Source organism: Microbacterium wangchenii (genome assembly GCF_004564355.1).
GTDB lineage: Bacteria > Actinomycetota > Actinomycetes > Actinomycetales > Microbacteriaceae > Microbacterium > Microbacterium wangchenii.
Genome location: NZ_CP038266.1, coordinates 2679026 through 2694278, shown reverse-complemented (window position 1 = coordinate 2694278; position 15253 = coordinate 2679026). Strand labels below are relative to the sequence as shown.

Below are 15253 nucleotides of genomic sequence, written 5' to 3'. Positions count from 1 at the left end.
ATCAATGATCCCGGTTGGCTCGGGCCCTTCGCACGAAACTCATGACCAGGACCGTCATCAGCATCACGAACGCGAGGATCGGGGCGATGTAGACCGTCACGCCGACCGTCGGCCATATCCCCGAGCTGAAATCGGCGCCGGAGGCGGACCCGATCATGATCGCCACGAAGCACGCGATCGACAGCACCAGCAGTCCCAGCGACATGAACGCCAGGACGCGGTCGATGCGACGGACGGGAAGGTCGTCGCTGTGCGGGCGCGTGCTCATCCGCACCAGCCTAGCGGTTCGCGCCGGTGCCGTAGTCTGGGAGGCGGCGACGCACCGGTCGCGATCCACCCCACGTCCGCGCGCCCGCGCGGACCCCCGTCTCAGCGAGGTTCTCGATGCCCACCGGCAAGGTCAGGTTCTACGACGAAGAGAAGGGTTTCGGCTTCATCACGGGCGATGACGGCCAGGACGTCTTCCTGCACGCGACTGCCCTCCCCGCCGGCGCCCCCGCACCCAAGGCCGGAACACGGCTGGAGTTCGGGGTCGCTGAAGGCAAACGCGGCCTGCAGGCGCTGTCGGTCCGCGTCCTCCAGGCGCCCCCCAGCGTGGCCAAGCGCGCCCGGAAGCCCGCCGACGACATGGCGGTGATCGTGGAGGATCTCGTCAAGCTCCTCGACGACATCGGCTCCGATCTCCGTCGCGGACGCTACCCCAGCGGTTCGCACGGCAAGAAGGTCGCCGCCGTGCTGCGCAAGGTCGCCGATGACCTCGATGCCTGAGCCGGTCGACGAGCGCCTCCTCGGCGCCTCCGACCTCGCCCGCGCCGCCCTGCTGGAGGTGACCTCCGAGGCGTCGATCGGCGAGCCGGTGGGCTATCTCGATGAGGGCGACGGCGTCATCTCGCTGCGCTTCGCCAACCGCCTCGCCGGCTACCCGGGATGGTTCTGGACCGTGAGTGTCGCCCGTGTCGAGGACGCGGAGCCGACGGTGCTCGAGGTGGAGCTGCTCCCCGGTGACGACGCGCTCGTCGCGCCGGAATGGGTGCCGTGGGCGGTGCGCCTTGCCGAGTATCAGGCCACTGCGCGCGCCTCGGCCGAGTCGGGCGAGTCCGACCTCGACGAGCGGGACGACTCCGACGAGCTCGACGACGACGAGATCGACGAGGTTCTCGGTGACGATCTCGACGACGACGAGCTGGATGACGACGGCTCGCCGATCCTGCACGCGGGCGACCTGGACGGCGTCGACATCGACGAGCTGGACCCCGCCGCATCCGACGAGGACGACGACTCGGACGACGAGGACGACGACGACTCGGACGAGGACGACGACTCGGACGACGACGACGACTCGGACGAGGACTCGGACGACGACTCCGACTCGGAAGACGAGGACTGAGCGCCGCCTGAGCGGCGCCTCAGTCCGCCCGTCCTCGCCAGGAGCGGGTGCGCGTCAGAGCCGTTCGATCGTGTAGTCGATGCAGCGGATCAGCTGGCGGATGTCGTCGGGCTCGATCGAGACGAACGTCGCGATGCGCAGCTGATTGCGGCCGAGCTTGCGGTACGGCTCGGTGTCGACGATTCCGTTGGATCGCAGGCTCGCGGCCACGGCCGCCGCATCCACCCGCTCATCGAAGTCCACCGTCACCACGACCGGCGAGCGGTCGGCGGGATCGGCGACGAACGGGGTCGCCGCGGCGGATGCCTCGGCCCAGTCGTACAGCAGCTGCGACGACTCGCGTGTGCGGGCGCCGGCCCATGCCAGTCCGCCGTTGTCGAGGATCCATCCGAGCTGGTCGTCCAGGAGCAGGAGCGTCGCGAGCGCGGGGGTGTTGAGCGTCTGCTGCAGGCGGGAGTTGTCCAGCGCGTTCTTCAGGCTCAGGAACTCGGGGATGTACCGGCCGGATGCGGCGATCCGCTCGATGCGCTCGATGGCGGCGGGGGAGACGACGGCGAACCACAGGCCGCCGTCGGAGCCGAGGTTCTTCTGCGGGGCGAAGTAGTAGACGTCGGCCTCGCCGATCTCCAGGTCGATGCCGCCGGCGGCGCTCGTCCCGTCGATCACCGTGAGCGCACCGGCGTCGCCGGCGACCCGCACGACGGGGGCCGCCACGCCGGTGGAGGTCTCGTTGTGCGGCCACGCGTAGACGTCCACGCCTTCGACCGGCTCGGCGACCGTGCGCGTGCCCGGCTCCGCCTTGCGCACGTCGGGGGCCTGCAGCCACGGCGCCTTCGCGGCCGCGGCGAACTTGCCGCCGAACTCCCCGAAGACGAGGTTCTGAGCGCGCTGCTCGACCAGTCCGAAGGCCGCGGCATCCCAGAACGCGGTGGACCCGCCGTTTCCGACGATGACCTCGTAGCCGTCGGGAAGGCGGAACAGCTCGGCCAGGCGGGCGCGCACGCTGCCGACCAGGCCCTTCACGGCCGCCTGGCGGTGAGAGGTTCCCAGCAGGGTGGCGCCGCGGGTGACCAGCGCCTCCAACTGCGCTCCGCGGATCTTGGACGGCCCACATCCGAAGCGTCCGTCGGCGGGCAGCAGGTCGCGAGGCAGGTCCACGTGCGGCATGGCTCGATTGTAGGGCGGTCGCCGATGCCGCCTCGTCCGCCCGGGGCCGCCGTCCGCCGCGTTGGATAGGCTGGATGCTCCACCCGAGCGCCGAGGACACCCCCATGACCGATCTCATCGACACGACGGAGATGTACCTGCGCACGATCCTCGAACTCGAGGAGGAGAACATCGTCCCGCTGCGGGCACGGATCTCCGAACGCCTGGGTCACTCCGGCCCCACGGTGTCGCAGACGGTGGGACGCATGGAGCGCGACGGACTCGTCGTCGTCTCGGATGACCGCCGCCTCGAGCTCACCGCCGCCGGGCGCCAGAAGGCGGTCGACGTCATGCGCAAGCACCGCCTGGCAGAGCGTCTCCTCAGCGACGTGATCGGCCTCGACTGGGCATACGTACATGAAGAGGCATGCCGGTGGGAGCATGTCATGAGCGAGCAGGTGGAACGACGTCTGGTCGAGCTGCTCGGCCACCCCACCGAGTCGCCGTACGGCAACCCCATCCCGGGGCTCGATCAGCTCGGCGACGTCCCCGCGAACACGTTCGAGCAGGGGGTCGTGGGGCTGGTGCGCCGACTCACCGAGGCGGGGGAGCCCATCGAGGGCACCGTACGCCGGCTCGCCGAGCCCGCCCAGGTCGATCCGGAGCTGCTCCAGCAGCTCAAGGCGGCCGGTGTCATGCCCGGCGCGCGCGGTGACTACCGCTTCAGCGAGGGGTACGTCCTGGTGCAGATGGAGGGCAGCGAGGAGGCACTCGAGCTGCCCGTCGAAGTGGCATCCCACATCTTCCTCGTCGACGACCGGCGCTGAGTTCCCACATCCGGATCTGCCGAGAGGTTTTCCACAGGGTTCCCCTGAACGTGACTTATTCGTTACCTTCCGGTAGCCTCGACCCCGTCCACAGGTGAGAAGCCCACCGTCGGACCCCGCGCAGGCTGCCTCATCGGTTCGTCGTCTGCGGAGGGCTGAACCCGCATATCGTGCCCAGACATCGAGTGCCGACGAACCAGTGCCTGACGGCGCGGAGGCGCCGGAGGAACTATTGGCTGAAGAGACCGAGCCGGTGGAATCTGCACCCGAGCAGAACATCACCGACATGACGCGCCGAACCCGAGCGCGCACATCCCCCCGTGAGAAGACGCGCCCCGTCGCGCGCGCACCGCGCGCCGTCGAGCGACCTTCCGCGCCGGCGCGGGTGCGATCGGGCAAGACCACCCCGCTGCGCAGCGCCGCCATCCTGACCATGGTCGCCGGCCTGATCGCCACCGTCGCGCTCCCCGCCTACGCGGCGTGGCAGCCGGAGGAGGAGCCTCAGACCCTCCAGCAGATGTCCGCCGATGACGCCCAGACGCTCGTGGTCGCATCCGACGTGTCGGGAATGCAGCTCGAGCGCAGCTCGTACGCGGCGACCACGGCCGAGGAGATCGAGAAGAAGAAGGCCGCCGAAGCCGCCGCAGAGCGTGCCCGCGCCCGCGCCGCCGCGACTCCGGTGACGACGCTCTCGTCGGTCGACCTGTCCATGACCGCGCCCGGTTCGGGCGAAGTGCGCTGGCCGCTGTCGGGTTACCGGCTCGGCCGCGGGCTGGGCGACTCCGGCTACCACCAGGGCGTCGACCTGCTGGCCGGATGCGGCACGCCGCTGTTCGCCGCCGCCGGCGGTGTCGTGCGCGTGTCCCAGGAGAGCTTCGGCGGTTACGGCGTGGCGGTCACGATCGACCACGTCATCAACGGCCAGCGCGTGAGCACCCTGTACGGCCACATGACCTACGGCAGCCGTGTCGTGCAGTCGGGCCAGACGGTCGCCCCCGGTCAGCTCATCGGAGTGGTCGGCTCGACCGGCAGCTCCACCGCGTGCCACCTGCATTTCGAGGTGCACGTCAACGGCTCCGTCGTCGATCCGTACGGCTGGCTGCAGGTCAACGCGAGCTGACGCTCCTGGGTGGATCACCGCCGCCCGACACGCCGCAGCGCGTTTGCCCGCAGCCGATCCCGCCTCCCGCCCCCGTGGGTTACCCTGTCAGCGACGCTGAGAGAAAGCGGAGGTCGCCGATGGGCAGCACACCTCGCATCCGCACCACGGATGCGCTCGGCCTGCTCGTCCTTCGGCATCATGGAATCGGATGCCGCGGCCCCGCCGTGACATCGTGGCGCTGTCTGTGAAGACAGCGCCTTTTTCATGCCCTCGCACCCCTTGATCCGTCGCACGTCGAATATCCGAGAATCCGTCCCGGCCATTCGAGAGGAAGCGGAATGCGCACACTGGTGCTCAATGCGGGCTACGAGCCGCTCGCGGTCGTGTCGTTCAAGCGGGCGCTGGTGCTCGTCATGAACGACAAGGCCACCGTCATCGAACGGGTCGAGGGTGATCCGGTCTGGGGGGCGATGAACAGCTACGACCGTCCCGCCGTCATCCTGCTCACCCGGTACGTGCGCGTGCCGGGCGCGCGACGGGTGCCGGTGACGCGCCGGGGCGTCCTGCGTCGCGACGCGCACCGGTGCGGCTACTGCGGCAAGGCGGCGTCCACGATCGACCACATCCTGCCCCGCTCGCGCGGCGGCGCGGACTCGTGGGAGAACCTCGTGGCCTGCTGCCTGCGCTGCAACAACCTCAAGGGCGACCGCACGCCGCAGGAGATGTCGTGGGAGCTGCGCATGATCCCCGGCCCGCCGCGGGGGATGCAGTGGACGGTGCGCGGCACCGATCGCGCCGATCCGCGCTGGGAGCCCTACCTGGCCCTGGCCGCCTGAACCTCGACGCCTCCGGATGTCGGGGGCCGTTCGTATCTTCGAACCACGGGATTGAGACCCTAGAACAGATGTTCTAGCCTGTGGGAGTGAGGGCGATCGTGCGGACCGAGGCGGAGGCGCTGCGTGACGTGAGCGAGCTGCGTGCGCAGCTCGAGCGGATGCAGGGCCGTCGCCTCGACGCCCCCGTTCTGCCGACGCACCCCGCCTTCGCCGGCCTTCTCCCCGGCGGCGGGCTGCGCCCCGGATCCGCCTACGCCCTCGCGTCCTCGACCGCCCTGCTGCTGGCGCTGATGGCCCGGCCCTCGCAGGACGGCGCCTGGTGTGCGGCGGTGGGCATGCCCGACCTGGGCGCCGAGGCCGCCGAGCGGTACGGGCTCGACCTCGACCGGCTCGTGTTCGTGCCCGAGCCCGGTCCGCGGTGGCTGGCGATCACCGCGACGATCGCCGAAGTGATGCCCGTGGTCGCCGTGCGTCCGCCGGCGCGCGTGACCGAGAGCGCGGTGTCTCGTCTGGCGGCCCGCCTGCGCGACCGCGGGACGGTGCTGCTCGTGCAGGGGCCGTGGCCGCAGGCGGAGGCGGCGATCGACGTCGCCGATCCGCGCTGGGCCGGGTTGGGCGCCGGGCACGGGTATCTCGCCGGACGCGAACTGACCGTGTCGGTGACGAGCCGCCGGTCGCCGACGGCGCGCAGGGCGCGGATGCTGCTGCCCGCCGCCGACGGCACCGTGTCGCTTCTCGGGCCGGCCGCCGCCGCGCGGCCCCGCCTGGAGGCGGTGCCGGAGCTGTCCGAGGTGAGGGCGGTGGGCTGAGTGCTGTCACCCGTGCGCAGTCTCGTGCTGTGGTTCCCCGACTGGCCGGTGACCGCACTCCTTCTGGACGGCGCCGCGCTCGACCCCGGCGCCCCCGTCGCGGTGTTCGAGAACAACGTCGTGGTGGCGTGCTCGGATGCGGCGAGGGCCGCGGGCGTACGACGTGGCCAGCGCCGGCGAGACGCACAAGCGGCCTGTCCGGGGCTGAGCGTCGTCCCGGCCGATCCCGTGCGTGATGCGCGTGCCTTCGCGCCTCTGGTCGCCCGGATCGAAGAACTCGCCCCGGGCGTGCAGATCGTGCGTCCCGGGCTGTGCGCCCTGCGGGCGCGCGGGCCCGCCCGCTACTACGGGGGAGAGGCGGAGGCGGCGCGCACCCTCGTGACCGCGCTTCGAGAAGGCGGGGTGGCGGCCGTGTGCGCGGGGATCGCCGACGGGCTGTTCACCGCCCAGCTGGCCGCCCGAGCCGCCCGCCCCGACGATCCCGTACTGGTCGTGCCGGCGGGGGAGGCGGCGGAATTCCTCGCGCCGCTGTCGGTGGCCGTCCTCGATGCCTCCACCGGGTTCCCGGCGGGGTCGCCGGGACGCTCGGGTTCCCGCGAGGCCGGTCTCCCCGAGCTGCTCGCGCGGCTGGGCGTGCATACTCTCGGTGCCTTCGCGGCGATGGGCGTCGACCGCGTGCGCGAACGGTTCGGCGAACAGGGGGTGCGGCTGCACGCGCTCGCGGGCGGACGCGACTCCCGCCCGATCGAGCCGCGCACCCCGCCACCTGAGCTGCACCGTGAGGTGGTCTTCGAGCCGCCTCTGGAACTGGCCGACCAGATCGCCTTCGGCATGCGCATCGCCGCCGACGAGTTCGTCTCGGCGCTGGGCGAGCGACGGCTGGTGTGCACGGAGTTGCGCGTCGAGCTCACCGGAGACCGCGGGGAGCGCAGCGAACGGGTGTGGCTGCATCCGGGATCCTTCGATGCGGCAGCCGTCGTCGACCGGGTGCGATGGCAGCTCGCCGAAGACGCCCAGAGCATCCTGGGCAGCGGCGTCGCGCGCGTGCGGATCTCGCCCGAGGCCGTGGACGAGGCCTCCCATCACGTGATCGGGCTGTTCGGCTCGGGCCCCGAGGAACGGGTGCACCACGCCCTCTCGCGCGTGCAGGCGATGCTCGGTCACCGGGGCGTGCTCACCCCGGCGATCGGCGGCGGTCGCTGGCTGGTCGAGCGGCAGGTGCTCGTGCCGTGGGGTGACCGGGCGATCGTGGCGAAGGAACGTGCGCGCCCGTGGCCGGGAAGCCTGCCCGATCCGCTGCCGACCACCGTCTACCCCGAGCCGCGAACGGTGGAGGTCACCGACGTCGCGGGGGCGACGGTGGTGGTGGGGGAGCGGGAGGTTCTGAGCGCCCCGCCGGCCTTCCTCGCCGCGGGGGCGCGGCGCAGCCGCATCCGCTCATGGGCGGGGCCGTGGCCGATCCGCGAGCGGGGGTGGGATGCGGCGCGCCGTCGTCGCGCGCACCGTTTCCAGGTGGTCGACGACGACGGAACGGCGTGGCTGCTGGTGGAGGAGGACGGCGCGTGGACCGCGGAGGGGCGCTATGACTGACCCTCGCTCCGCCCGCCGCCCCTCCGCGTCGCCGGCACCCCCGGGGCCGGCGCCGGCGAGGCCGCACGGAGAGGGGAGCTGATGGGCTTCCATAACCCGCCCGTGCCGTGGTCGGAGATCGAGCGCACCCTCAGCGACCGGCGCCGACCGCGCCCCGTTCCCGCCGGCGCCGACGGCGGCGACAGCCCCGCGTGGTCGCACAAGCGCGGGCCCTATGTCCCCCCGGCCATCGACCGTCCCGCCGATACGGTGCCGTACGCGGAGCTGCACGCGCACTCGTCGTACTCGTTCCTCGACGGCGCCTCCTCGCCCGAGGAACTGGCCGAGGAGGCCGAGCGGCTGGGGCTGCACGCCCTCGCGGTCACCGACCACGACGGCTTCTACGGCATCGTCCGCTTCGCCGAGGCGGCCGAGGCGCTGCAGCTGGGCACGGTGTTCGGCGCCGAGCTGTCGCTGGAGCTCCCAGGGCCGCAGAACGGCGAACCCGATCCGGTCGGATCGCACCTGCTCGTCCTGGCCCGCGGGGAGGAGGGGTACCACCGTCTGGCGGCGGCGATCACGGCCGCCCAGCTGCGGGGCGCGGAGAAGGGCCGGCCGGTGTACGACCTCGACGAGCTCGCCGAGCGTTCCGGCGGTCCGCGCGATCCGCACTGGGCGGTGCTCACCGGATGCCGCAAGGGCACCGTCCGCCGCGCGCTCGCCGAGGGCGGGGCGGATGCAGCGGCCGCGGAGCTCGACCGGCTCGTCGGGCTCTTCGGCCAGGAGGCGGTGCATGTGGAGCTGATGGATCACGGCAACCCGCTCGATTCCCGCCAGAACGACGTGCTCGCCGCCCTCGCCGCCGAGCGGAGGCTTCCGGTGCTGGCCACCAACAACGTGCACTACGCCGCGCCCGAACGGGAGCTCCTCGCCGCGGCGGTCGCCGCCGTCCGCGCCAACCGCGGCCTGGACGAGATCGACGGATGGCTGCCCGCCCACGCCGGCGCGCACCTGCGCTCGGGCGCGGAGATGGCCCGCCGCTTCGCGCGCTACCCCGGCGCGGTGTCGCGCACCGTGACGCTCGCCGACGAGCTGGCCTTCCCCCTGCGGCGGGCCAAGCCCGCGCTGCCGAAGCAGCAGGTTCCCGAGGGGCACACGCCCATGACGTGGCTGCGGCACCTGGTGTGGGAGGCGGTGCCGCGCAAGTACCCCGATCTGACGCCGAAGGACCGCGACCGCATCGAGCGCGAGCTCGCGGTGATCGAGATGAAGGACTTCCCCGGCTACTTCCTCATCGTGCACGGCATCGTGCAGGAGGCTCGGCGCCGCGGCATCCTGTGCCAGGGCCGTGGGTCGGCGGCCAACAGTGCGGTGTGCTTCCTGCTCGATATCACCGCGGTCGACTCGATCGCCTACGACCTGCCCTTCGAGCGGTTCCTCTCCAGCCTTCGCGACGAGGAGCCCGACATCGACGTGGACTTCGACTCCGACCGCCGGGAGGAGATCATCCAGTGGGTGTACCGCGAATACGGCCGCGACCGCGCCGCGCAGGTGGCCAACGTCATCCAATACCGCCCGAAGAACGCCGTGCGCGACATGGCCAAGGCCCTCGGGCATTCGCCGGGGCAGCAGGACGCGTGGTCCAAGCAGGTCGAGCGCTGGGGGGCGGCGCTGGACACCGGCGCCGACCACGACATCCCCGATCAGGTGCTCGCGTACGCCACCGAGCTGCTCAAGGCGCCGCGGCACCTGGGGATCCACTCCGGCGGGATGGTGCTCACCGACCGTCCCGTGGGGGAGGTCGTGCCCATCGAGCATGCGCGCATGGAGGACCGCACGGTCATCCAGTGGGACAAGGACGACGCCGCCTGGATGGGGCTGGTGAAGTTCGACCTTCTGGGCCTGGGGATGCTGGCCGCGCTGCAGTACTGCTTCGACCTCATCCGCGACGCCACGGGGGAGGAGTGGGAACTCGCGACGATCCCCAAGGAGGAGAAGGCCGTCTACGACATGCTGTGCCGCGCCGATTCGATCGGGGTCTTCCAGGTCGAGTCCCGCGCGCAGATGGGACTGCTCCCGCGCCTGCAGCCGCGGCGGTTCTACGACCTCGTCGTGCAGATCGCGCTCGTGCGGCCCGGGCCGATCCAGGGCGGTGCGGTGCATCCGTTCGTCCGGCGCAAGCTCGGGCAGGAGAAGGTGACCTACGCCCACGAGAAGCTCCGCCCGGTGCTCGAGCGGACCATGGGCGTGCCGGTGTTCCAGGAGCAGCTCATGCAGATGGCCGTGGCGGTGGGGGACTGCACGGCCGAGGACGCCGATCTCCTGCGCCGGGCGATGGGGTCCAAGCGCGGCGTGGAGCGGATCGAGAAGCTCCGCGAGAAGCTGTACGCAGGCATGGCCCGAAACGGCCTGACCGGCGAGGTGGCCGACAGCATCTACGACAAGATCCAGGCGTTCGCGAACTTCGGCTTCGCCGAATCCCACTCCCTCTCCTTCGCGCTGCTGGTGTACGCCAGCTCGTGGATCAAGCTGCACTACCCCGCGGCGTTCCTGGCGGGACTGCTGCGCGCCCAGCCGATGGGGTTCTACTCACCGGCGACCCTCAGCGCCGACGCCCGCCGGCACGGCGTCGAGGTGCGCCGCCCCGATCTGCTGCGCTCGGGAGTCGAAGCCCTCCTCGAACCGCACGCGGATTCCGAGGGGATCCCGGGAACCGAGGATGCTGCGGATCGATCCCCTCGTTTTCCGCCGACGGGGCGGCAGGCGTGCGCCGAGCGAGTGCAGCCGCCGGTGGGCGATTTCGACCCCACCGAGCCGGACGAGTCGGAGGCGCACCGCCGGGACGGGCGGTTCGCCGTGCGCCTCGGGCTGGCCGCCGTCACCGGGATCGGCACGAAGGCGGCCGAGCGCATCGTGGCCGAGCGGGAGGCGTCGGGTCCGTACCGCGATCTGCGCGACCTGGTGCGCCGCACCGGACTCACCGCCGCGCAGCTGGAGGCCCTCGCCACCGCGGGTGCCTTCGAGTGCCTCGGCATCACGCGCCGGGAGGCGATCTGGAGCGCCGGTTCGGCCGCACAGGATCGCGCCGAGTACCTGCCCGAGTCGATGGTGTCGGTGCAGCCGCCCCTGTTCCCCGACCCCACCAGCTACGAGGTGCTCGCCGCCGACCTGTGGGCGACCGGCATCTCGCCGGGCGATCATCCGCTTGCGCATTACCGCTCCCAGCTCGACGCGCGCGGAGTGCTCACCTCGCGCGAGCTGCGCACGCACGAGAACGGCCGCCGGGTCGAGGTCGCCGGGCTCGTGACCCACCGGCAGCGACCGGCGACGGCATCGGGCATCACGTTCCTCAACCTCGAGGACGAGCACGGGCTGGTCAACGTGATCTGCTCGGTCGGCGTGTGGGACCGTCACCGACGCATCGTGCGGGAGTCGCCGGCCCTCATCGTCCGCGGGATCCTGGAGCGCTCGGTGGAGGGGGTGACGAACCTCGTCGCCGATCGATTCGATGACCTGAGGGTGGGCGTGGCGCACTCATCCCGTGATTTCCGCTGAGTTCGGCGACCCCTAGACTCGACCCGAACACGGGCACTTCGGAAGGATCGACATGACCGACGCACAGCAGTTCCCCCCGGGCTGGTACGCCGACCCCGACAACCCCTCCGTTCACCGCTGGTGGAACGGCACGGCGTGGACCGAAGCGCGCCAGCCCGCGAACCCGGCGCCTGCCGCCGCCCCGGCCCAGCCTGCCGCCCCGGCCCAGCCCGCCAATCCGGCGCCCGCGGCTCCGACCAACAGTGCCCAGGCCAACGCCGCGTACCCGCCGTACCAGCAGCAGGCGCCTGCCGCCTACTCCTCGGCGCCCGCCGCTTACCCGTCCTACCCGTCGGCGGCGCCCGCCGCCCCCGCGCCGGTGCGACGCGACATCCCGACCGACACGCCGTGGATCTGGCTGATCGTGTTCCTGCCGCTGGTGGGCGTCGTGCCGGTGTTCTTCTTGGACTGGAACGGTCTCCTGCGAGCCGCTGCGCTCGACCCCAGCGGTTCCGCGTCGGCGGAGTGGGTGGCATCGTTCGCCGGCGCGAGCCTGCTGCTGACACTCCTGGGTTACGCCGTCATCGCCGCGCAGATCGTCTTCGCCTACCTCGACTGGCGCGCGCTGCGTGCGCGCGGGATCGACAAGCCGTTCCACTGGGCGTGGATCTTCTTCGCCCTGGTGATCAGCAACGGCGTGTACGTCATCGGCCGCGGCGTCGTGCTGCGCCGTCAGACCGGTAAGGGCCTGGGCCCGGTGTGGGCCTGGATCGCCGTGTCGGTGGGAGGCCTGATCCTCGGTGTGGTCTTCGCCGCTTACCTCCTCAACGAGCTGTTCGCCCTCGCCGCCGTCTACGACAGCAGCATCGGCGGCAGCCCGCTCGCCCCGTAACACCCCCGGGAGCAGGGATGACTCCGGCTCAGATCGACCCCACCGCCCCGCCCTCGTCGGCGGGATGCATCGACTGCGACGCCCACGGGGGGTGGTGGGTGCATCTGCGCCGCTGTGCGGCGTGCGGGCATGTCGGATGCTGCGACGACTCCCTGTCGCGGCATGCCACCGCCCACTGGCACAGCACGGGTCACCGGTACATCCAGAGCTTCGAGCCCGGCGAGGACTGGTGGTGGGACTACCAGGAGGAGGCGATGGTCGACGGACCGGATCTGGCGGCCCCGACCAGCAGGCCCGAGTCCCAGCCCTCGCCCGGCCCGGAGGGCCGGGTTCCGCCCGACTGGCGCCGCCAGCTCGCCGCCCGTGCGGCTGGTCGCTGACCCCGGAACCCTCTCGGAGACCTCTTGGCACTCGACCCTGCCGAGTGCTAATCTGATCGCACTTGAGCCGACCAGGCTCAACTTGGACACACCGCCGGCCTGACCGGCACGCGCAGAGAAGGAGGAACCATGGCGAGCACCGACCCTTTCCGTGACTTCGACCGACTCGCGTCGGCCCTGTTCGACACCCGTCGCGGTCCGCGGCGGATGCCGATGGACCTGTACCGAGATGGCGATCACTACGTTCTGACCGCCGACCTGCCCGGTGTGGATCCGGGCTCCGTCGACATCGATGTGGACGGCCAGCTGCTCACGATCCGCGCCGAGCGCACGCTCGCCTCGGGCGAGGGCGTCAAGTGGATCACCCGTGAGCGGGAGGCGGCCACCTTCGTGCGTCAGCTGAACCTCGGTCAGGGCATCGACACCGATCGCATCAGCGCGTCGTACAGCAACGGCGTGCTGTCGGTGATGATCCCCGTGAGCGAGCGCGCCAAGCCGCGCCGCATCGAGGTGTCCACCGAGGCCGGTGACGCCACGATCCGCGCACACGAGTCGGACGCACCACAGCCGATCGAGCAGTAAGGCGATCATGCGCGGGGGCGGGCCGTCGGGCTCGCCCCCTTCCGCGTGTCCGAGCCGCGGCGTCACGGGGCATAGCCTGGGACGGTGACCGGTGCCGTCGCCCTCGACGATCTCACGATCGTCTCGTGGATGCTACTGGCGCTGGGCGCCGTCGTGGTCGGGCTGTCGAAGACCGCGCTCCCAGGCGCCGGCACGCTCGCCGTCGCCCTGTTCGCCGCCGTCCTCCCCGCCCGCGAATCGACGGCCACCCTCCTGCTGCTGCTCATCGTGGGGGACATGTTCGCCCTGTGGACGTACCGCCGGCACGCGGAATGGCGCATGCTGGTGCGGCTCATTCCCGCCGTGCTCGCGGGCATCCTCCTCGGCGTGGTCTTCCTCGCCGTCGCCGATGACGTCGGGGTGCGGCGCGTCATCGGCGTCCTGCTCCTGCTCGTGGTGGCGGTGACCCTGTGGCGACGGTACGCGGCAGCGCGCGGCGGACGGGAGCCCAGCGGCGGGTGGCCCGCGGCGGCCGTCTACGGCACCCTCGGCGGGTTCACCACCATGGTCGCCAACGCCGCCGGCCCGGTCATGTCGATGTACTTCCTGGCGGCCCGCTTCCCCGTCAAGGCGTTCCTGGGCACCGCCGCGTGGTTCTTCGCGGTCGTCAATATCGGCAAGGTGCCCTTCGCCGCCGCGCTCGGGCTGTTCTCGGTCGACAGCCTGTGGATCGACCTGTGGCTGCTTCCCGCCGTGATCGTGGGAGCGCTGGCCGGCCGGGTGCTGGCCCGGCGTCTGCGGCAGGAGGTCTTCGAGCGGCTCGTGATCGTGCTCACCGTGGTGGGAGCGCTCTACCTCTTGTGGTGAGCTTTGTCTAGCGCGGGCCCGCCGCGGGGTCAAGGGCTAGGTCTGTGCGAGCATCTTGATGAACATGGATCGATCGTGAACGCGCAACCCGAGCGCGCTCGACATGCGAGGGAGAGCAGATGTTCGACATCTTCGTCACGGGCGCCCGCCTGGCCACCAGTGACGACGTCGCCGAGGCGTTGTTGGAGTATGTCCGGGTGCTCGCCGACCAGGGGCGCACCGAACTCGTTTCGTTCCCGGCGTTGCTGGACGGTCAACCCGCGCAGGCGTGGCTGACCCTGGGCGCCGGCATGCCGCTGGCCGCGGTGCGATCCGAACCTCAGCTGCCCCTGTCGCTGGAGGGTGAGGAGCTCGCGGCGTGGAGCATCCGCCGCCGTGCTGCCGTGCTCGCCGGGACCACCGCCGGATTCGACTGGGACGAGCACAACTGACGTCATCCGTCCGAGAACGCGACTTTTCGGCCGCACTGCTGTAGTGTTCAAGAACGGCGCGCATACGAGCACGCCGGCTGTCCGGTTGGAATGTCCAAAGACGGGCAACGCCCGACCGGGCAAACCCCCGCACTCCGTGACGATCATTGCCGAACCGGACTGCACGAACTGAATCGACTTCTTCACATCTCTTCTTCACTTCTCTCCACCGCCGTACCCCCCGCTCTGCTGACGTGGCTCAAGGCCGATCTCGACGTGTATGTCGCGCACTCGCGCGACGAGTACGCCGGGCACGTCACGGTCGATGCCGCCGGATTCTCCGCGCACGACGCCGTAGGGGTACGCCTGGGAATGTTCGCGGACCTCTCCGCAGCGCAGCACGCGCTCGAGACCGCCTCCGGCTACGACTGTGGCCACCCCCATCTCGGGCGACGTCGCCCCATATCTCCGCGATGTGTTCGTCGCGGTCATCGGGGTCGCCGTCGCGGCCCCTCTTCAAGAAAGAGAGATCCGATGGCATTCGGAACTGTTAAGTGGTTCAACTCTGAAAAGGGCTACGGCTTCATCGCACCCGAGGACGGCTCGCCCGACGTGTTCGCGCACTACAGCGCGATCGAGGGTGGCGGCTTCCGCTCGCTCGAAGAGGCACAGCGCGTCGAGTTCGACGTCGAGCGTGGCCCGAAGGGCCCCCAGGCCTCGAGCATCCGCCTCGTGTGACCCGAAGGATGTGGCGGGCGAAAGCCCGCCGCATCCTTTTTCTATACCCTGCCCCGCCTGTGGACTCTCTGTGGATCCGCAAGTTGACACACGGGGCACTGCCGTCCCAAGTATGGTCGGCAACAGCGGGTCGTTCATTTCGCTTCCCGCACCGTCTCAGCTGGGACTCCCGGGTCTTGCTGTACAACCAAGGAG

At 71.0% G+C, this 15253-nt stretch carries 17 protein-coding genes; 14 read left to right on the top strand and 3 right to left on the bottom strand.

Features of this window, described 5'->3' with window-relative positions; translation table 11 throughout:
- Position 1 precedes the first annotated feature (1 nt).
- A complete protein-coding gene (locus E4K62_RS13010) occupies positions 2-268 on the bottom strand; it encodes a multidrug ABC transporter ATPase (protein WP_135068089.1) in 267 nt (88 codons plus the stop codon).
- Between the two features lie 116 nt (positions 269-384).
- On the opposite strand from E4K62_RS13010, the gene E4K62_RS13005 reads away from it, so the two are divergent.
- Complete coding sequence (locus tag E4K62_RS13005; protein ID WP_135068087.1) at positions 385-768, top strand: cold-shock protein; 384 nt, start codon at positions 385-387, stop codon at positions 766-768.
- A complete protein-coding gene (locus tag E4K62_RS13000; RefSeq protein WP_135068085.1) occupies positions 752-1387 on the top strand; it encodes a DUF3027 domain-containing protein in 636 nt (211 codons plus the stop codon). The genes E4K62_RS13005 and E4K62_RS13000 overlap by 17 nt, the downstream gene beginning before the upstream one ends.
- A 54-nt stretch (positions 1388-1441) precedes the next feature.
- Here E4K62_RS13000 and serC read toward each other — a convergent pair whose 3' ends face one another.
- Complete coding sequence (serC, locus tag E4K62_RS12995) at positions 1442-2554, bottom strand: phosphoserine transaminase (RefSeq protein ID WP_135068083.1); 1113 nt, start codon at positions 2552-2554, stop codon at positions 1442-1444.
- A 104-nt stretch (positions 2555-2658) separates the two neighbouring features.
- On the opposite strand from serC, the gene E4K62_RS12990 reads away from it, so the two are divergent.
- From E4K62_RS12990 to E4K62_RS12940, 11 genes are all read left to right on the top strand, one after another.
- Complete coding sequence (locus E4K62_RS12990) at positions 2659-3360, top strand: iron-dependent transcriptional repressor DtxR (RefSeq protein WP_135068081.1); 702 nt, start codon at positions 2659-2661, stop codon at positions 3358-3360.
- Between the two features lie 286 nt (positions 3361-3646).
- Positions 3647-4480, top strand: a complete 834-nt coding sequence (locus E4K62_RS12985; RefSeq protein ID WP_135068079.1) for a M23 family metallopeptidase — start codon at positions 3647-3649, stop codon at positions 4478-4480.
- Between the two features lie 320 nt (positions 4481-4800).
- Entirely contained in the window at positions 4801-5298 is a 498-nt protein-coding gene (locus E4K62_RS12980; protein WP_135068078.1) for an HNH endonuclease, read from the top strand.
- 86 nt (positions 5299-5384) lie between these two features.
- On the top strand, positions 5385-6107 hold the full coding sequence (locus E4K62_RS12975) for a hypothetical protein (RefSeq protein WP_374108160.1): 723 nt from the start codon (positions 5385-5387) through the stop codon (positions 6105-6107).
- Positions 6108-7697: a DNA polymerase Y family protein gene (locus E4K62_RS12970; protein ID WP_135068076.1), complete on the top strand. Its 1590-nt coding sequence runs from the start codon at positions 6108-6110 to the stop codon at positions 7695-7697.
- A gap of 81 nt (positions 7698-7778) precedes the next feature.
- The gene (locus E4K62_RS12965; protein ID WP_135068074.1) at positions 7779-11231 is read left to right on the top strand and encodes an error-prone DNA polymerase; all 3453 of its coding nucleotides are present in this window, start codon (positions 7779-7781) and stop codon (positions 11229-11231) included.
- A 52-nt stretch (positions 11232-11283) separates the two neighbouring features.
- The gene (locus E4K62_RS12960; RefSeq protein ID WP_135068072.1) at positions 11284-12102 is read left to right on the top strand and encodes a DUF2510 domain-containing protein; all 819 of its coding nucleotides are present in this window, start codon (positions 11284-11286) and stop codon (positions 12100-12102) included.
- A 17-nt stretch (positions 12103-12119) separates the two neighbouring features.
- Positions 12120-12482: a UBP-type zinc finger domain-containing protein gene (locus E4K62_RS12955; protein ID WP_135068070.1), complete on the top strand. Its 363-nt coding sequence runs from the start codon at positions 12120-12122 to the stop codon at positions 12480-12482.
- A 129-nt stretch (positions 12483-12611) separates the two neighbouring features.
- Positions 12612-13064 (top strand): Hsp20/alpha crystallin family protein, encoded by a 453-nt coding sequence (locus E4K62_RS12950; protein WP_135068068.1) that lies wholly within the window; start codon positions 12612-12614, stop codon positions 13062-13064.
- A gap of 129 nt (positions 13065-13193) precedes the next feature.
- Positions 13194-13910: a sulfite exporter TauE/SafE family protein gene (locus tag E4K62_RS12945; protein WP_135071356.1), complete on the top strand. Its 717-nt coding sequence runs from the start codon at positions 13194-13196 to the stop codon at positions 13908-13910.
- 119 nt (positions 13911-14029) lie between these two features.
- Positions 14030-14341 carry a hypothetical protein gene (locus E4K62_RS12940; protein WP_135068066.1) on the top strand — a complete coding sequence of 104 codons (312 nt, stop codon included), beginning with the start codon at positions 14030-14032 and terminating at the stop codon, positions 14339-14341.
- 195 nt (positions 14342-14536) lie between these two features.
- Here E4K62_RS12940 and E4K62_RS12935 read toward each other — a convergent pair whose 3' ends face one another.
- The gene (locus E4K62_RS12935; protein WP_135068064.1) at positions 14537-14812 is read right to left on the bottom strand and encodes a hypothetical protein; all 276 of its coding nucleotides are present in this window, start codon (positions 14810-14812) and stop codon (positions 14537-14539) included.
- A 42-nt stretch (positions 14813-14854) separates the two neighbouring features.
- Between E4K62_RS12935 and E4K62_RS12930 the strand changes: the two genes are divergently transcribed.
- Positions 14855-15058: a cold-shock protein gene (locus E4K62_RS12930; RefSeq protein ID WP_135068062.1), complete on the top strand. Its 204-nt coding sequence runs from the start codon at positions 14855-14857 to the stop codon at positions 15056-15058.
- Positions 15059-15253: the final 195 nt, after the last annotated feature.